Source organism: Yersinia pekkanenii (genome assembly GCF_001152565.1).
Taxonomy (GTDB): Bacteria; Pseudomonadota; Gammaproteobacteria; order Enterobacterales; family Enterobacteriaceae; genus Yersinia; species Yersinia pekkanenii.
This window is the reverse complement of sequence record NZ_CQAZ01000020.1, coordinates 1-15,954: the sequence shown is the minus strand read 5'-3', so window position 1 is coordinate 15,954 and position 15,954 is coordinate 1. Positions and strand designations below refer to the sequence as shown.

The following is a 15,954-nucleotide window of genomic DNA, read 5'->3' as shown; positions in this document are numbered from 1 at the left end:
CTTTCATTATTACTACTTGATTACTACTTGATCTTATTTATAAATCTTAGCAGTGGCGTGCCAGTTATTGTCTGCGCGCATACCAATGATTTTGTAAGCGGTAGCGCCCTCGCTTTCTGCTTTATTTGCGACTGCCTGCTCAATATCAGAAGGGGCGCCAGTGACACCACTTACACTGATAGAGCCGAGATCAGTCATTTTACTTGCTTGAGCTGTATTGATTGATTCAGCCGCCGATGCGCCGAAAGCAATAACAGAAAGTAAACTCAGAGCAGCAATAGTTGTTTTGATTTTCATGATTTTTCCTAAATGAGATTTAACAATCTAAAAGTGCTTATCATCGGTACTTTTAGTCTGTTGTTTTTACTGTTTATTTAATATTTGTTTCGACTTTGGCTTCGCGCCATACCTGGTTTATTTATCACCGGTTACTGGTAAATCTTGGCAGTGGCATGCCAGTTATTTTCTTCTCGTACTTCAATGACTTTGTAAGCTTTAGCGCCCATTGCATCTGCTTTATCAGACAGTGCCTGACGGATATCGGAGGGTGCGCCATTAAGGCCACTGACGGTAATAGTACCCATCGGTTGTAAGTTTGCGGCTTGTTTTTCGTTGATGGAATCTGCTGCAAAAACACCAAATGACAGTGCAGATAGAACGCTCATGGTTGCAATGGTAGTTTTAATGTTCATATTATTACCTCTATTTATTCTTTTATCACTTCACTGTAAGTGTGATTTACGTCACGAAAATGAGTATACATCTAGTAACGCAGAATATTAATAGCAAGCTAACAATTATTAAGGTCGCTTTATTGTGAGTGACTACTTTTTAATAACTAAAAGGAATAAAAAATGGCTAAAAAACGATATTTTCTGGTAAAAATATAATGTTTTCAATTAAATAACGGTTTTTGACTAAAAGTGCGAAAGCGTGGGTGGGTTTGACCGAAAACAGAAGATAAATAGGATTATTTTATGGTTAAGAGAGAAATAAGCAGTTGGATAGCCTGCCTAAGACTTAAAGGAGTAGGATAAAGGGAATGGAATGGCGAAAAAAGGGCTCAATGGAATAATGCGGCACATAAGGCCGCAGCAAATAGTAAAGTGCTGAGTTAAAGCTCTTGATCGAATAGCCTAAGAATAGCCTCGTGCAGTTGTTCAACAGTAAAACCTCTGGCGGGTGTGGTGAAAATAGTATCGTCACCGGCAATACTACCCAAAATACCTTCAGCTTTACCTAATGAATCTAGCAGGCGGGCAATCAACTGGGCCGCGCCAGGGCTGGTATTAATCACCACCACCGAATCATTATAATCGACGTCCAATACCAGATTCTTTAGCGGGCTGCTGGTTGTTGGTACGCCCAGTTCTGCTGGTAAGCAGTAAACCATCTCCATTTTTGCATTACGCGTTCTGACCGCACCGAATTTAGTCAACATGCGTGAAACTTTGGATTGGTTAATATTTTCAAAGCCTTCTTCCTGCAAGGCCAACACGATCTCACCTTGAGAACTGAATTTCTCTTCTTTCAATAACGCTTTAAACGCCTTGATAAGATCTTCTTGTTTGGCGGGGTTACGCATTTTGTATGCCTTGAGCAGTCAATAGTGAATAGGATTATTATGCATATAAATGAATTTTTATTCAACATTGCTATGAAGTCTTGGCGATAAAAGCACTGATATCAAGGTGTGCTGGAATTTTAACATCATCTTACTGTTACGATTATGCTAAATCAGTTCTTATTAACATTCGGTGCGAGTAACCAGAATGTTATTAAAATGATGTTGTTATGATGTAAAGGAAGGGTGTAATGTAACCGCCGATTAACCTGCCATGAGTGCTCGGGTAAATCATTAGAATAATGTGCGCTATATCATTAATGAATAAGCGATTTACTCTAAAATACCTAAACTTTAGGTGCTTTTTTGATGCGTGATATCTCAATCTGACTGTTAATAGATTGTGTTTAAAATCACATTAAATTAAGGTGCGTAACTGGATGAATTCATGGCAAATTTAAATTAAATATAATAAGGAGTATAGGATGAAAGTTGCAGTTCTCGGTGCTGCCGGTGGTATCGGCCAGGCCCTCGCTCTTCTACTCAAGACCCAGCTTCCTTCAGGTTCAGACCTTTCATTATACGACATCGCACCAGTGACTCCTGGTGTGGCGGTTGATTTGAGCCACATCCCGACTGCGGTCAATATTAAAGGCTTCAGCGGCGAAGATGCTACCCCAGCCCTGCAAGGGGCAGATATTGTGCTGATTTCTGCTGGTGTGGCACGTAAGCCGGGCATGGATCGTTCAGATCTGTTCAATGTTAATGCGGGTATCGTTCGTAATCTGGTTGAGCAAATTGCGCGTACTTGCCCAAAAGCTTTAATCGGCATCATTACCAACCCAGTTAACACGACTGTGGCGATTGCCGCAGAAGTACTGAAAAATGCCGGTGTTTACGACAAAAACAAATTATTTGGTATTACGACACTGGATACCATTCGCTCTAACACTTTTGTTGCTGAACTCAAAGGTAAGCAACCTCAGGATATCGAAGTGCCGGTTATCGGTGGTCATTCTGGCGTCACCATCCTGCCATTGCTGTCACAAATTCCAGGTATCAGCTTTACAGATGAAGAAGTAGCCTCTCTGACTAAGCGTATTCAGAATGCGGGTACTGAAGTTGTGGAAGCAAAAGCCGGTGGCGGGTCAGCGACTCTGTCTATGGGACAGGCTGCGGCACGTTTTGGCCTTTCTTTAGTTCGCGCTCTGCAAGGCGAAAGCAATATTGTGGAATGTTCTTACGTTGAAGGTGATGGCAAATATGCCCGCTTCTTCGCCCAACCAATCCTGTTGGGTAAAGAGGGGGTTGTTGAACGTAAAGATATCGGCAAATTGAGTGCTTTTGAGCAACAAGCGCTGGAAAGCATGCTTGATGTGTTGCACAAAGATATTGCGCTGGGCGAGCAGTTCGTCAAATAAGTCGTAATAACAGGGGCTAGAGAGCGGCCCCTGAGCGATATTATAAATTAAACGCCGATGTCATTCATCGGCGTTTTTTTATGTTGGATCAATGACCTGTCGTATCCTTATTTTTCGATCGAGAAGTGTCCCTGTTTTAGGATCAAAATAGCGTGTTGGCCAGATTTCGGAAGGATGGATGTCCAGGCACTCTGCAATCAACCATTCTCCCTTTGGCCAGGGGCGAGTTAATGCATTGGCAAGCGTGGATGAGCTTAACCCTGCCTTGCGAGAGAGTGCAGCCAAAGTTGTGCCTTTTTTACGTAATGCGGCAATGATGTCGGCTGGGTGCCAATCAGATTTCCTTAAAATCATCTTTAATCCTTTTTTTTTCTAAGCAGCTGACGTGTTAGTGATATAAATAACGGTACATTGTTAATTGTACTGTGAACAGAAAGTGACCATTTAGAAAGATCATATCATTTATTTTCCAAAAGATTTTAAATGTTTTCTAAATATTCCTTTTTTGTGTCTCAACGCATATTAGGAAGCAACGCCATGAAAAAAGAGTGGTTTGCCGCTAAGGAATTGGCAGGTCTTGAGGGATTACCGTCATCACCACAAGGAATAAACCTCATGGCCAAACGTGAGGGGTGGGAACAGCGTCGTCGTCGCGGTGTGCAGGGGAAGGCGGTGGAGTATCATGTTGAAAGCTTACCCTCCACAATACTGAACTCATTACAGCTCAGGGAAGAACCGGCGCTGTATATGCCCGCGCGACAGGACCCGGTGGCTCTATGGATAGAGGCTTATTATCGTTTTACCGAGGCTGAACGGGAGCAAGTCATCACTTTTATTTTTCGTGAGGGTGCTAAAAGCCTTATAGAACGTCTGACAACGGAATAGTCCTGATAGAGGCGGGTTAACAATAGGATAACTCCGCCGCTACTGATTAATAGAGTTAAAGCATGGAAAAACAATGGATTACAGCCACAGAACTGGCTGGTATTGCAGGATTACCCAAAAGTACTGCGGGGATACATGGAAAAGCCCGGCGCGAAGGGTGGGAACGTAGGCGTAAACGTGGTGTACAGGGGAAGGCGGTGGAATATGCTGTTGAGAGCCTGCCGCTTGGTGTTTTGAACGTTCTACGCTTGAGAGAAAGCCCCGCTGAATATGTTTTGCAGCGTCAGGAACCACTGACCGTATGGATCGAAGCCTACCACCAACTCACGGATGCTGAGCGCGTTCAGGCCATTGCATTCTTGCTACGTGAAGGGGTCGGTGCATTGATGAAACGCTTGATTTGATACTAAAAGGTGAACCCGGACAAGAATACGCCGAGTTTCCTAATGGTTTCTTAAAATTCGCGTTGTACTGCAATGTGAGCCAACCCTTCAAGAGCCTGGCGATACTCGCTTTCAGGCAGAATCTGTAACGCCGCAATGGCTCTATCAGCCTCTTCCTCGGCGCGTTGACGGGTATAGTCTAGCGAGCCACACTGTTGCATAGCAGCCAATACTGGTTCGAGTAAATGGCGGCCATTACCCTGTTCAATTGCTTGCCGAATCATTACCGCCTGCTCTGGCGTACCATTACGCATGGCATGCAGTAATGGCAGTGTCGGCTTGCCTTCATTCAGGTCATCTCCGGTATTTTTACCCAAAGTGGTGCCATCAGAGCTGTAATCCAGCAGATCATCAATAAGCTGAAAAGCCGTTCCCAGATAACGGCCATATCTCTGCAATGCGAGTTCCTGCTCTTCACTGGCATCCGCCAATACTGCCGCCGATTGTGAAGCGGCTTCGAACAAGCGAGCTGTTTTACTGTAAATGACCTGCATATAGTTTTCTTCGGTGATATCAGGGTTATTGCAGTTCATTAACTGCAAAACTTCACCTTCAGCGATAACATTTGTGGCTTCCGACATTAAGGTCAGAACGCGCAGTGATTCAAGGCCGGTCATCATCTGGAATGAGCGCGTATAAATATAATCGCCCACCAATACACTGGCGGCATTGCCAAATGCCGCATTAGCGGTAGCCTTACCACGGCGCATATCGGATTCATCTACCACATCATCATGGAGCAAGGTAGCGGTGTGGATAAATTCAATCAATGCCGCGACGGTGATATGTTTAGTACCCTGATAGCGCAGCGCACGGGCCACCAAAATGGCGATCATTGGGCGAATTCGTTTTCCACCGCCACTGATAATGTAATGGCCCAATTGATTGATAAGGACAACATCGGAGTTCAATTGCTCAAGAATTGTTGTGTTTACTGCCGCCATATCCGGCGCGGTTAACTCGATAATCTTTTCTAGGTTCATTATTATATTCAGCTGTTTTTCTCTTTAACTGCGATGAGATTACCGCCTACATTATTACATGGCGTTCCCTGAGACTATGATTGTACTTGAAAAATCCATCAAATAAACGCGATGTAAGAAACTGTGCTTTTTTTCTTCTCTGGTGCTGATTATATACTTGTCATTCACTGTATTTTTGCGTAGAATTCGCGCCCTATTGTGAATATTTATAGTGCCTCTGGACTACAAAAGTGGAGTGCACGGAAAGCGGAGTTTTATATGTACGCGGTTTTCCAAAGTGGTGGTAAACAACACCGAGTAAGCGAAGGTCAAACCATTCGCTTGGAAAAGCTGGACATCGCAACTGGTGAAACTGTTGAGTTTGACCAAGTTCTGATGATTGCTAACGGTGAAGAAATCAATATCGGCGCTCCTTTAGTCGATGGTGGCAAGATCAAGGCTGAAGTAGTTGCTCACGGTCGTGGCGAGAAGATTAAGATTGTTAAATTCCGTCGTCGTAAGCATTACCGTAAACAGCAAGGTCATCGTCAGTGGTTCACTGATGTTAAAATCACCGGCATCAGCGCTTAAGATTTAGGAGAGCGGATAAATGGCACATAAAAAGGCTGGTGGCTCGACCCGTAACGGTCGTGACTCCGAAAGTAAACGTCTTGGCGTAAAACGTTTTGGCGGCGAAGCAGTTCTGGCAGGCAGCATCATCGTTCGTCAGCGTGGCACTAAGTTCCATGCAGGCATCAACGTAGGTTGCGGCAAAGACCATACTCTGTTTGCTTTGGCTGACGGTAAAGTCAAGTTCGAAGTTAAAGGCCCGAAAAACCGTAAGTTTATCAGCATCGAAGCTGAATAAGTTTTTCGCATCCTGTAAATAGATGTAAGCCCCGCAATTTTGTTGCGGGGCTTTTTATATTTATGGGTTAACCCCATCTGGTAAAAAATGGATACGAAGCAGCAGGCTGGTTTAGGTATTTTTTTGGCATTGACCACTGCCGTATTCTGGGGGGCCTTGCCAATTGCAATGAAGCAAGTGCTCGAAGTTATGGAGCCGTTTACCATTGTCTGGTATCGCTTCACGATGGCGGCTATCGGCTTGGGGATTATTCTGGCTTCACGTCGTCAGTTACCCTCTCTTAAACTTTTTCGCCAACGTCGCTGGCTGGTATTACTGATCATTGCGACCTGTGGCCTGCTGGGGAACTTCATCTTCTTCAGCTCATCATTACAATATCTAAGTCCGACGGCATCTCAGGTCATTGGGCAACTTTCACCTGTAGGGATGATGGCTGCCAGCGTACTGATTTTAAAGGAGCGGATGCGCATCACCCAAGTTATTGGTGCGGGTATGCTGATTTGTGGGCTGCTGTTATTTTTTAATACCAGTCTGCATGAAATCTTTACTCGTCTGACGGATTATACGCTTGGCGTAGCATTGGGTGTCTGTGCGGCGGTGGTCTGGGTCAGCTATGGTGTTGCCCAGAAGGTGCTATTAAGGCGTATGGCATCGCAACAAATCTTATTATTGTTGTACACGTTATGTGCAGTTGCATTGTTCCCACTGGCGAAGCCCGCTGTTATTTTTCAGCTAAATGGGTGGCAGTTTGCCTGCTTACTGTTTTGTGGGGTTAATACCCTGGTAGGTTACGGTGCTTTGGCAGAAGCCATGGCGCGCTGGCAGGCAGCGCAGGTAAGCGCACTCGTCACATTGACGCCGTTGTTTACCTTGTTTTTTTCAATTTTATTGGCGCGGGTTTGGCCAGAGATGTTTACCGCACCATCCCTCAACCTTGTGGGATATGCAGGCGCATTCGTGGTGGTGGCAGGTGCCATGTTTTCCGCAATTGGGCATCGTTGGTGGCCACGTCGGACAGAAATAAGTCGGGTTGCTCCACAAAAGTAGCAGCCTGGTGAATGATTTACGGAGAAAGTAAATTAATTAAGCTTTTCAAACTGTTGGGTACATCCTCGCGTTTCTATTTAATTCCTTTACTATCAATCAGTAAGAATGACAATGTCGCCTGATGCTTCTTACTGTTTACGGGTTCATACAATGAACGGTGTATCACTTTTTGAAGGCATTTATGGCGGGAACTAACAAACTCAGCGATAAAAAATTAAAGTCTCTCCATTGTATCAATAGTGATTCTGTCAAAATATTCGCTGATGGTGCTGGGTTAAGCGCTAAGGTTTCCGCGCAAGGTAGCATTAGCTGGGTGTTCACTTATCGGCTTGGTGGGCGAGAGTCTAAATTGGAGCGGTTAGCTCTTGCGCGCTATCCAGATATGACACTGAAATCGGCAAGAGACAGGCGTGACCAATGTTGAACATGGTTAGCTGGTGGTTGTGATCTCCGCCGTCAATTGCTGGAAGATTGAAGCCGGTCACTGTAAAAGACGCCCTCCTGTACTGGGTCGATAATTACGCCCAAACAAATCGTAGTGACGTTGATTCACTCCGTTCTCAGTTCGCCACTTATATTTATCCCCACATAGGCAATCTAGCGTTAGCCGATACTGATACACGGCACTGGCTAAAAGCACTGGATGCTGTAAGCAAAATGCTGGTAGGTTATTGCAGATATGCAAGCCCACAAATATTGCTATGTGCACCGCTACGGGGCTTGTGATGCCTTAAGTATGCTCAGGGTACAGGATGTTGGAAAGAACGCTGACAGGCGGGATAGGGTGCTTACTGATAGAGAGGTGGCGGATGTATGGAGTAGCCTCGATAGAAAAGACATCATGCCTTACTATCGTGTCCTGACTCGTGTGCTTCTTGTCTTTGGGGGTAGAACCAAAGAGGCCCGGTTATCCATATGGAAAGAGTGGGATCTGGATTCATGGGTCTGGACTGTGCCTCAAGAGAATAGCAAAACCCGCGAAAAGATATTGCGTCCCATTCCTGAACCGTTGCGTGATTGGATTCAAACGCGACATGAGCAGAAGATATCTGATTTATTCATGGGTGAGTTGAAGTCTGAAAGCGCCGTTAGCCAAATAGGGCGAACACTTCACAGAACGTTTAGTCACTCCGAGTCATGGTCATTTCATAACCTACGCCGGGCGCTATCTGCCCGTAAGCCTCTTGGCCGCAATTCCTGCGCATGGTTACTCAGCGACTTACTTTGCTGGGTTCGTAATCCCCCGGCTGTAAATAACGTTAATACTCCATGTGGTCGCAAATTGGCCTAACAGAATGTCAATGCAAATTCACGCAAGATCGCCTGATCAGCGAAAAGAAATTAACTTGCGAGCATTTGCACAAAGTCAATTGCAGTATTTTAAGTGCTGTCGCGGCGGCTCTAAATAATGAACTTATTGGAGCAATAAAAATGGTATCTAAGAAAATAACTGCCTTATCTGACAGTACCCAAACTCAGCCTAAAACCCGCCAGAAAGAAATTCTTATCCAGCTTAAACAGCTTCCGACAGTCGAACTTCATGACCAACGTGTAGTGACGTTTACCATGATCGACGAAGCTCATCAGCGCCCGAAAGGGACAGCGAAAGCGGCATTTAGTCGCCATCGCTCACGGTTTGTTGAAGGGAGACACTTTTTTGTACTGACGGAGTACGTATTACGTACCTGGTTGTTTATTGACCTGTTTCCAGCACGAACCAGTAAAGCCATTGTGATTACTGAAATGGGCTATTTGCTACTGGTTAAGCCTTTTCAAGATGACCTTTCCTGGCTGATTCAGGAAGAACTGGTGAATGCTTATTTCCGCCGTCCAGAGGTCGTCACCTTTCACCATGTCGGATTACCTTCACTGGAAGAGCTTGCCGCTATGCCAGTCATGGATGCGCAAAACGCCGTAGCCAGTGCGGATAACGTTACTCAGGTTCGTCCGAATATAAGCATTACTTAGGTTTGGCAGTCATTCAGAATAGATGTAACAACGAAAATCAGTAAATTATAACGTCAAGTCAACTTTCGCCCGTGGTGCTACCCGGCAAATCATCAATCTCAGCGACAATGTTTGCATGATGATCAATTGAGATGTACGTTTAAGATGTACATTTAAAAAGGGGGTATTATGATTACCTATACGTCAACACAGGCCCGCGCCAATATATCCGCTGTGCTGGATGCTGCTACAAGTGGCGAACCGATGGAAATCATCCGGCGTGACGGTTCAGCCGCTGTAGTCATAAGCAAGGCTGACTTTGAGGCTTATCAAAAATCAAAACTGGATGCTGAATTTGATTTCATCATGCAGCGCCACGGGCGAACCGTTGAGGCACTGACTGACCGATGAGGTGGATTAGCGCCAGTGAAATACTGATATTTCACGACAAGATATTGCAGCTTTATCCGGGAGTGCTGGGTATGCCGGACGCGGGGAGAGCCGAAGCTATTATTCACCGTGTTCAGCCTCTCACCCACTGCGAAGGTGTGACGGATTTGTTTGAGTTAGCCGCCACGTATTGGGTTGCCATTGCCCGTGGACATATCTTCAATGACGGCAACAAGCGCACGGCGTTCTTTACCACGATGGCCTTCTTGAACCGTAACGGCGTCTTTATCCGTGATGTGGGTAATGAGCTGGAGGAACTCACTGTTAGGGCTGCGACAGGAGAATTGACCGCCGGAGAATTGGCGCAACGGTTGCGGTTTCTGGTTGAACATTGAGTAACCGCCCTGAATTGAAATCAGGGCTTCTAATACGTTCACCGGTTTCGGGTCAACAGAATGTATGCAAATGTTAACGTTAACGTTCAAGCCTCTTTACTGCTTGGCTAATAATCACCTTTTGCACCAACATACTTTTGCTTATATATACAAAAAAAACTACCCACTCAAATCCATAATCAACTGTTAAATAGCTATTCGAAAGTTAACTCGTTAATGTTGAGGCTTTTCTCGGGCCGGTGGATACCCTTACTTAATAACAGAACATGGTTTCAGCTTTTAATTGCCGAATTCATCATTTTCCCTTACATTTTTGGACACATTGCCAAACTGATATTGGCAAATGGAATGTAAGGGATGATATGGCTCGTTCGCTAGCTTGTTTGGGTGATAAGACGACTCACGGAGAAATTCGGTCGGCGTCGTCAACGTGGTTCGAAGGTCTGAAAGCGGTTGCGCAGTCGGGAGATCTTGCGTGGTGTGAGGTGTGTAAGGGTACGTTTCAAATTATAGGCACGGTGTCAGACTGGTCGGAAAACCAACCGTTTGTAGCAACGGGTGATCGTGTGATGTGTCGGTGTCCAAATCATGTCGTTATCGGTATGGCAAGGCAGGTGGTTGACCCGATAGTAGAGCGACAGCCACAAATGGTTGCTGCTGCTCAGTCTGCGATACCTGCCGCTCCAATCGTAAAGACCACTCCTGCACCCCCAATTCCTGTATTTGCAAAGTCCTGCCTGCGTGGTGACGGTTGTACCGATGCCGGGACAGGTGGTGAGCCGCATAATAATTTTGGTCAGATGGGCTTTTATCAGGCTATTCCGCCCTCAGCAATATCCTCTGACAATAACAATCCTGCCAATAATAATGCCGTGGAACAACGTGCTCAGTCTGCTAAGCGTAAACAGGTTCAAGCCGAGCCAGAGACTAAGACGCCTTGGTATAAACGATTATTGGGAAGTACCAGTGCCACCCCCGCCGCTGTAGCTGTACCGGTATCCACTGGAGCAGGTCTGGCAGCTTTAGAGCAAGCGGGTATTCAGGGGATGCGATTTGTTGGCGGGAGCCTGATGACGGCCGGACGCTGGATGGTCGGTTCATCGCCTGTTGGTACTGCTGTCATGGGGATGATGCCGGGAACCCTGAATGAAGGCGAAGCCGACTTACTCGATAAGCTCAAACTAGAAAATATTGCCAGAAATGGTGGAACAGCACCAACACGCGTGCGTTTTAGGTGGGTTGATGCCGGAAATGGTCGGTTAAAAGCCGAGGGCTATCATGTCAGTGCCGAGGGTGGGTTAGACAAGGTGCCAGTGCGTAAGATGACGCTCAATACTGCCACTGGCAATTATGAATTCTGGGAAGATGGCGCGAAAGGGCCAAGCATTCTATGGACACCGAATGACCCCGGATTTAAAGCCCCGCCGAATACCGGTAATAACGATGGCCTAATCATTCACACTACGATTACCGTACTACCTATGCCGGAGGCGGATGAAACTGGTGAACGTTCCACTACGTTACCGATGCCAGAGGAAAAGGACTTCCGTGATTATATTCTGATCCATCCGTTGCCTGATTTGCCACCGCTGTATATTTATCTCAGTAAGCCGCCAGTGGAATTCTTGGACGTGGAGTTATACAGCGACTTTAAACGTCGGTCACGGCAGGGGAAATATGAGGCAGACCATATGCCTTCAAGGGCTTCTGTAGAGCTTTATTACGAAACTGAATACCCAGAGCTAAGTGAAAAAGACATTAAAGCTCTTTCGGACAATGTTGCTTCAATTGTAATTCCTAAAGAAATACACCAAAAAGTCAGCGAAACTTATGGTGGACGTAATAAATCTGAGCAGATAGGGGTTGATGCACGAAATTTGCGCGCAGCTCTTGATCGTAACCTAGATGCAATTAAGCCTGCGTTAAAAGAATACGGAGCAACCGAAGGGCAAATTGAAGCTGCTAGAGCGAAAATGCATAAACTGAATGATAGCATGGGACTATACAAATGACCGTGAATGTAGAAGCGTTAATTCGAAGCTTAGGTAATAGTTATCAGGAAATTTTTGATGCCGGTCTAATCCCCTATAAAACAGAGCCAAAGGGCGCACCTGGCTCTCAAAAACTCAGTTTAGATATGGCTAAAGAGGGGATTTTCTTATCATTTAAACGTGATGGGAGGATTCTTAAGGAAATATCGTTAAGTATCGGGAATGATAAGGTAAAAAACTGGGAGTTCCCTAATGATCTTCCACCACCGCTCCAAAAAATAATGTCTCGTGAATGGGTACATGAAACGTTTGGGCAACCAGATAACGTTGTCCCACCTAAGGTTATCGCCAAATTGACATTTGGTTGGGTCGAAAGATTTACCATTGAAGACTTTCATATTCCAATCACGATGCGTATAGCATACGACATAAAAGAAATGGTGAAAGATGTCACCTTTTTACCGACATCAGAACTCCGTTGGTAGTTGATGAAATAAAGGCCTTTCTTTAAGTCCTGATGACTGTAGCGAGCAATGTTTTTGCCTACATACAAAAGCCACTGTTGATAGCAGTGGCTCTTTGCCTATTGGATAGGTGAGAAATAAAGCTATTTATTTTTTAATGGCCTGCTTATCTACGTTTCATTCTGCGTTTAATGCTATCAACGGCGTTGGTGGTCCAAATACCTCCCCGCGCTGGCTTGACCCCAACTCATTTAATCTATTGATAATGGCTTTGTTGCTGGACTGAATGCTAAACAGGTTCAAGCCGAGCCAGAGGCTAAGACGCCTTGGTATAAACGATTATTGAGAAGTACCAGTGCCACCCCCGCCGCTGTAGCTGTACCGGTATCCACTGGAGCAGGTCTGGCAGCTTTAGAGCAAGCGGGTATTCAGGGGATGCGATTTGTTGGCGGGAGCCTGATGACGGCCGGACGCTGGATGGTCGGTTCATCGCCTGTCGGTGCTGCGGTTATGGGGATGATGCCGGGAACCCTGAATATAGACAATAATTTACGTCAGGTAGGTTAACGATGCTCTAATATTATGCTTCCTTCTTAGCGCTATCCCCCTGTTTCAGGTTCTTCAGCTTTTCATTTAAAAGCAGTTTTACTGTTAGCTGCATCGCCATTTTATCGCCATTGCCATTTTAGCCAACAAAAAAGCCAACTCGAAAGTTGGCTTAATGTGCTGATTTAACAGCTAAAATTTGGTGGCCCCTACTGGACTTGAACCAGTGACCAAGCGATTATGAGTGTCAGGCTGGAATGTTACCTAAAAATACTTTTAGATATAAATCAATATATTAATATGTTTTACTCCACTGTATAAATACTCACATATACCTCAAAATACCGCTCTGAGGTATCCTATAGGTATCCTAGACTGACCAAGCGATATCTAGGATACCTATAATCGCTTGCTAATTGGGGTTTATGTGGAAACTTTCAAATTCATCAAGAGCAAGATCGAAAGTATCCCGCCAGCACCAAAGGGTAGCCAGATTGAGTATGGTGATACCGTGGTTAACGGACTCAGGTTACGTGTTGGTTCTTCTGGAGTTAAAAGCTTCTGTATCTCTCGCAAAAGAGGGGGGAAGTTCATCCGGGCAACTCTTGGGCGATTTCCCGATCTGACAATAGATAATGCCAGAGCTAAAGCTCTTGAGCTTTTGGGTGATGTTGCGACTACTGGCAAGAACCCTAATGATGTGCGTCGTGTCCATGCAATGAGCCAGGTCACACTGGAAGATGCTATACAAACCTACATTGATAACCGCGGCCACCGCCTGAAACCTGTCACGGCAAAACAATACCGTTCTATTCTTGGCAACTTCTCTGGTGATTGGATGAAGCAGCCTATGGCTAATATTAGCCGTGAACGGGTTGAGGCTAGGCACAAAGCGGTTACTCAAGGCTCAGTGTGGTTCGGCAAAGATAAGTCGCTTCTCCGGGCCGGAGTGGGTTCAGGGAGTATGGCACAAGCGGATCTATGGGCTAGGGCGCTAAGGGCTGTTTATCGCTTCTCCCATGACCACTATCGTGATGAGGAAGGTAAAACCCTCTTACCAGACCCGCCGACGATGGTTCTCAGCACTAAACGCCAGTGGCATGGAACAGTAAGAAAAACAGAGCGAATCAGAACTTATGATCTTGGCCGTTGGCTAAGTGCTGTTGACCAAGTAAGAAATATATCAGCAGACGAGAGGGATGATGTGGCTTTGTCGGTCTGTGATGCTATTGAAATGGCGCTTTTTACGGGTCTAAGAAAATCAGAAGTATTTAATCTGACATGGGATCGGGTAAATGTTGGTGGGCGCTTCTTCTGGATAGATACGACCAAAAATGGCGATCCGCTTGAACTACCAATTACTGACACGTTGCTAAACCTTTTCCGTAGGCGGCTCAAGCTCAAATTAGGCGAGCAACATTATGTATTTCCCGGCCAGAAAGGAATTATCACTGAACCGCGCCGAATAATAGCCAGAATAACGGAAACCACAATCCCCTCTCCTAATCCTGACGGATTATTGCCCATACCTTTCAAGTGGCATGATGCGCGGCGTACGTTTGGCACTGTAGCGGAGCTGGTGGGTGTTGGGTCATATATTCTTAAACGGTTGATGAACCACCGCACATTGCGAAGTGCTGATGTGACCCAAGGCTACTTACATTTTGGGGCTGATGAATTGCAGGAGCCAGCCAGAAAGGTAGAGCGAGCTATTTTGGAACATGCAGGGCTGGTGGAAAAAGCTGATGGTATTAACGCTAATTTACTAGTGGCTCTTTCCAATATGAGCGATGACGAAAAACGTAAATTACTTTTCTCATTGGTAAAAGAAAAAAGGAATCTATCATGAGTAATAAAAAACCAACACAAATAGAAATCATTAATGATTTACTTTCTCAAATGAATGAGGAAGATGCTAATAAATATATGACTTATATTAATGAACAGGACGTCATTGGAATTAACTCAATTTCAAAAAAATATGGCTATATGTACGTTACTCCAATTTCAAATATCATCTCGGATGAAATGATGGGTGATTTATTTGGAGGGAAAGAAGACGTGTTTATACCTTTATTTATGGACTCTCTTTCTAATGCTGCTATAAAAATAAAGGAAAATGGTGGATTTTCAAGGGAAAAGCATATTAATCAAGTTGGTTCAATTTCTGAATTAAGAGCATTAGACGAAAGTATAAATGATAAAGAATCAGCGAATCAATATATTAGCGCTATCTTCAATGAAGAGTTAAATTTAATAATGAAAGCCAATATAATTCTTAAGTCAGCAGGTTGTGACTATATATCATCGGAATTAGATGGACTTATTGATAAAATGACTATTAAATTATTCTTAGATAAGCCACTGCAAGCTATTAAACAGAAAGAGATAATAAGTGAGGATAGAAGAAGAGCAGGTAAGGGGAATATAAATCCTCACAAGAGTACTGCTATAGAAATAATGAAAAATACGTGGGAAAAAATTCCATCAGCCAGTAAGAATCGTATGGGAGAGAAATTAATAGAATATTTTGGTAAGGACGTGTCTGGTAAGAATAAGGTAAGTAGTTCATCAATTAAACGCTGGATAAAAACAAATAATTTAGGGCCATCAATACAGGCTAGCTCACCTATTGATTTTTCTCTCGTCATCAGGTCATAACGCGCTTTGAACCAGTCATAGCGCGTTTTGGTTATATCATAACGTGCTGTGAATCTATCCAGTGGTTACCTCTGCATTTATAATTATCCCCGTTGATAACAAAAACTACACGGTGATACTTATGCAATTAATTGAAACAAAAGAAATCAAACTAACTCGCAAAGAGGCTGCTGCGGAGCTTGGTGTTAGTCCCCAAACCCTAGCTAATTGGGCATGCTCTGGAAGTGTGTCGATCCCGTTCTACAAGGTAGGAAAAAAGAAGGTCATTTATCACAAATCAGACCTCGACGCTTATCTTGCCTCCGTTCGTCAAACTCAAACAGCATAACTAAGGCTGGAAATATGAAAACTGAAAATATGGCCGCAATCG

The 15,954-nt window shown here is 44.7% G+C and carries 20 protein-coding genes and 2 pseudogenes; 17 read left to right on the top strand and 5 right to left on the bottom strand.

All coding sequences use genetic code 11. From position 1 onward, the window contains the following. Positions 1-33: 33 nt before the first annotated feature. The 3 genes from yhcN (AEP37_RS11620) to argR all read right to left on the bottom strand — a co-directional run bounded on the left by yhcN (AEP37_RS11620) (position 34) and on the right by argR (position 1,585). A complete protein-coding gene (gene yhcN / locus AEP37_RS11620) occupies positions 34-297 on the bottom strand; it encodes a peroxide/acid stress response protein YhcN (protein WP_049613455.1) in 264 nt (87 codons plus the stop codon). Between the two features lie 131 nt (positions 298-428). Then, positions 429-692 (bottom strand): peroxide/acid stress response protein YhcN, encoded by a 264-nt coding sequence (gene yhcN, locus AEP37_RS11615; protein ID WP_049613454.1) that lies wholly within the window; start codon positions 690-692, stop codon positions 429-431. 422 nt (positions 693-1,114) lie between these two features. Then, positions 1,115-1,585: a transcriptional regulator ArgR gene (argR, locus tag AEP37_RS11610; RefSeq protein ID WP_049613453.1), complete on the bottom strand. Its 471-nt coding sequence runs from the start codon at positions 1,583-1,585 to the stop codon at positions 1,115-1,117. Between the two features lie 464 nt (positions 1,586-2,049). Between argR and mdh the strand changes: the two genes are divergently transcribed. Beyond that, the gene (mdh, locus tag AEP37_RS11605; protein WP_049613452.1) at positions 2,050-2,985 is read left to right on the top strand and encodes a malate dehydrogenase; all 936 of its coding nucleotides are present in this window, start codon (positions 2,050-2,052) and stop codon (positions 2,983-2,985) included. 78 nt (positions 2,986-3,063) lie between these two features. On the opposite strand, the gene AEP37_RS11600 is transcribed toward mdh, so the two are convergent. Beyond that, positions 3,064-3,339 (bottom strand): helix-turn-helix domain-containing protein, encoded by a 276-nt coding sequence (locus tag AEP37_RS11600; RefSeq protein WP_049613451.1) that lies wholly within the window; start codon positions 3,337-3,339, stop codon positions 3,064-3,066. 183 nt (positions 3,340-3,522) lie between these two features. Between AEP37_RS11600 and AEP37_RS11595 the strand changes: the two genes are divergently transcribed. Both AEP37_RS11595 and AEP37_RS11590 read left to right on the top strand, forming a co-directional pair. Further along, positions 3,523-3,870: a DNA-binding protein gene (locus AEP37_RS11595; RefSeq protein WP_049613450.1), complete on the top strand. Its 348-nt coding sequence runs from the start codon at positions 3,523-3,525 to the stop codon at positions 3,868-3,870. A 62-nt stretch (positions 3,871-3,932) separates the two neighbouring features. Next, positions 3,933-4,274 carry a DNA-binding protein gene (locus AEP37_RS11590; RefSeq protein WP_049613449.1) on the top strand — a complete coding sequence of 114 codons (342 nt, stop codon included), beginning with the start codon at positions 3,933-3,935 and terminating at the stop codon, positions 4,272-4,274. Between the two features lie 50 nt (positions 4,275-4,324). Here the strand turns inward: AEP37_RS11590 and ispB are convergent, their stop codons facing one another. Next, the gene (ispB, locus tag AEP37_RS11585) at positions 4,325-5,296 is read right to left on the bottom strand and encodes an octaprenyl diphosphate synthase (RefSeq protein ID WP_049613448.1); all 972 of its coding nucleotides are present in this window, start codon (positions 5,294-5,296) and stop codon (positions 4,325-4,327) included. Between the two features lie 258 nt (positions 5,297-5,554). On the opposite strand from ispB, the gene rplU reads away from it, so the two are divergent. The 14 genes and pseudogenes from rplU (at position 5,555) to AEP37_RS11520 (ending at position 15,912) form a co-directional block, all read left to right on the top strand. Continuing rightward, positions 5,555-5,866: a 50S ribosomal protein L21 gene (gene rplU / locus AEP37_RS11580; protein ID WP_004707048.1), complete on the top strand. Its 312-nt coding sequence runs from the start codon at positions 5,555-5,557 to the stop codon at positions 5,864-5,866. Between the two features lie 19 nt (positions 5,867-5,885). After that, on the top strand, positions 5,886-6,143 hold the full coding sequence (gene rpmA / locus AEP37_RS11575; protein WP_002210179.1) for a 50S ribosomal protein L27: 258 nt from the start codon (positions 5,886-5,888) through the stop codon (positions 6,141-6,143). A gap of 87 nt (positions 6,144-6,230) precedes the next feature. Continuing rightward, positions 6,231-7,190, top strand: coding sequence for a DMT family transporter (locus AEP37_RS11570; RefSeq protein ID WP_049613447.1), 960 nt, complete (start codon positions 6,231-6,233; stop codon positions 7,188-7,190). A 181-nt stretch (positions 7,191-7,371) separates the two neighbouring features. Beyond that, positions 7,372-7,614, top strand: a complete 243-nt coding sequence (locus AEP37_RS27885; protein ID WP_050691909.1) for an Arm DNA-binding domain-containing protein — start codon at positions 7,372-7,374, stop codon at positions 7,612-7,614. A gap of 360 nt (positions 7,615-7,974) precedes the next feature. Next, a complete protein-coding gene (locus AEP37_RS24280) occupies positions 7,975-8,481 on the top strand; it encodes a tyrosine-type recombinase/integrase (RefSeq protein ID WP_162208239.1) in 507 nt (168 codons plus the stop codon). A gap of 140 nt (positions 8,482-8,621) precedes the next feature. Further along, complete coding sequence (locus tag AEP37_RS11560) at positions 8,622-9,158, top strand: ORF6N domain-containing protein (protein ID WP_082170782.1); 537 nt, start codon at positions 8,622-8,624, stop codon at positions 9,156-9,158. A gap of 168 nt (positions 9,159-9,326) precedes the next feature. Beyond that, positions 9,327-9,548, top strand: coding sequence for a type II toxin-antitoxin system Phd/YefM family antitoxin (locus AEP37_RS11555; protein ID WP_049613446.1), 222 nt, complete (start codon positions 9,327-9,329; stop codon positions 9,546-9,548). Continuing rightward, positions 9,545-9,922, top strand: a complete 378-nt coding sequence (locus tag AEP37_RS11550; RefSeq protein WP_049613445.1) for a type II toxin-antitoxin system death-on-curing family toxin — start codon at positions 9,545-9,547, stop codon at positions 9,920-9,922. The genes AEP37_RS11555 and AEP37_RS11550 overlap by 4 nt, the downstream gene beginning before the upstream one ends. Positions 9,923-10,284: 362 nt before the next feature. Beyond that, a pseudogene (locus AEP37_RS26115) lies at positions 10,285-11,580 on the top strand (S-type pyocin domain-containing protein); the annotation flags it as partial. Positions 11,581-11,930: 350 nt separating this feature from the next. Continuing rightward, a complete protein-coding gene (locus AEP37_RS11540) occupies positions 11,931-12,398 on the top strand; it encodes a DUF6392 family protein (protein WP_049613444.1) in 468 nt (155 codons plus the stop codon). 270 nt (positions 12,399-12,668) lie between these two features. Then, positions 12,669-12,914 (top strand): annotated as a pseudogene (locus tag AEP37_RS11535) (S-type pyocin domain-containing protein); the annotation flags it as partial. 436 nt (positions 12,915-13,350) lie between these two features. Then, positions 13,351-14,772, top strand: coding sequence for an integrase family protein (locus AEP37_RS11530; RefSeq protein ID WP_049613442.1), 1,422 nt, complete (start codon positions 13,351-13,353; stop codon positions 14,770-14,772). Continuing rightward, positions 14,769-15,584: a hypothetical protein gene (locus AEP37_RS11525; protein WP_049613441.1), complete on the top strand. Its 816-nt coding sequence runs from the start codon at positions 14,769-14,771 to the stop codon at positions 15,582-15,584. Before AEP37_RS11530 ends, AEP37_RS11525 begins: the two co-directional genes overlap by 4 nt. A gap of 121 nt (positions 15,585-15,705) precedes the next feature. Beyond that, a complete protein-coding gene (locus AEP37_RS11520) occupies positions 15,706-15,912 on the top strand; it encodes a helix-turn-helix domain-containing protein (protein ID WP_049613440.1) in 207 nt (68 codons plus the stop codon). Positions 15,913-15,954 lie beyond the last annotated feature (42 nt).

Coding starts and splice junctions, on each gene's coding strand:
- AEP37_RS11590 (WP_049613449.1), top strand. CDS start 3,933: ATGGAAAAACAATGGATTACAGCCACAGAACTGGCTGGTATTGCAGGA.
- rplU (WP_004707048.1), top strand. CDS start 5,555: ATGTACGCGGTTTTCCAAAGTGGTGGTAAACAACACCGAGTAAGCGAA.
- AEP37_RS11560 (WP_082170782.1), top strand. CDS start 8,622: ATGGTATCTAAGAAAATAACTGCCTTATCTGACAGTACCCAAACTCAG.
- yhcN (WP_049613454.1), bottom strand. CDS start 692: ATGAACATTAAAACTACCATTGCAACCATGAGCGTTCTATCTGCACTG.
- mdh (WP_049613452.1), top strand. CDS start 2,050: ATGAAAGTTGCAGTTCTCGGTGCTGCCGGTGGTATCGGCCAGGCCCTC.
- AEP37_RS27885 (WP_050691909.1), top strand. CDS start 7,372: ATGGCGGGAACTAACAAACTCAGCGATAAAAAATTAAAGTCTCTCCAT.
- ispB (WP_049613448.1), bottom strand. CDS start 5,296: ATGAACCTAGAAAAGATTATCGAGTTAACCGCGCCGGATATGGCGGCA.
- argR (WP_049613453.1), bottom strand. CDS start 1,585: ATGCGTAACCCCGCCAAACAAGAAGATCTTATCAAGGCGTTTAAAGCG.
- AEP37_RS11550 (WP_049613445.1), top strand. CDS start 9,545: ATGAGGTGGATTAGCGCCAGTGAAATACTGATATTTCACGACAAGATA.
- AEP37_RS11520 (WP_049613440.1), top strand. CDS start 15,706: ATGCAATTAATTGAAACAAAAGAAATCAAACTAACTCGCAAAGAGGCT.
- AEP37_RS11600 (WP_049613451.1), bottom strand. CDS start 3,339: ATGATTTTAAGGAAATCTGATTGGCACCCAGCCGACATCATTGCCGCA.
- AEP37_RS11525 (WP_049613441.1), top strand. CDS start 14,769: ATGAGTAATAAAAAACCAACACAAATAGAAATCATTAATGATTTACTT.
- AEP37_RS11570 (WP_049613447.1), top strand. CDS start 6,231: ATGGATACGAAGCAGCAGGCTGGTTTAGGTATTTTTTTGGCATTGACC.
- rpmA (WP_002210179.1), top strand. CDS start 5,886: ATGGCACATAAAAAGGCTGGTGGCTCGACCCGTAACGGTCGTGACTCC.
- AEP37_RS11595 (WP_049613450.1), top strand. CDS start 3,523: ATGAAAAAAGAGTGGTTTGCCGCTAAGGAATTGGCAGGTCTTGAGGGA.
- AEP37_RS11540 (WP_049613444.1), top strand. CDS start 11,931: ATGACCGTGAATGTAGAAGCGTTAATTCGAAGCTTAGGTAATAGTTAT.
- AEP37_RS11555 (WP_049613446.1), top strand. CDS start 9,327: ATGATTACCTATACGTCAACACAGGCCCGCGCCAATATATCCGCTGTG.
- yhcN (WP_049613455.1), bottom strand. CDS start 297: ATGAAAATCAAAACAACTATTGCTGCTCTGAGTTTACTTTCTGTTATT.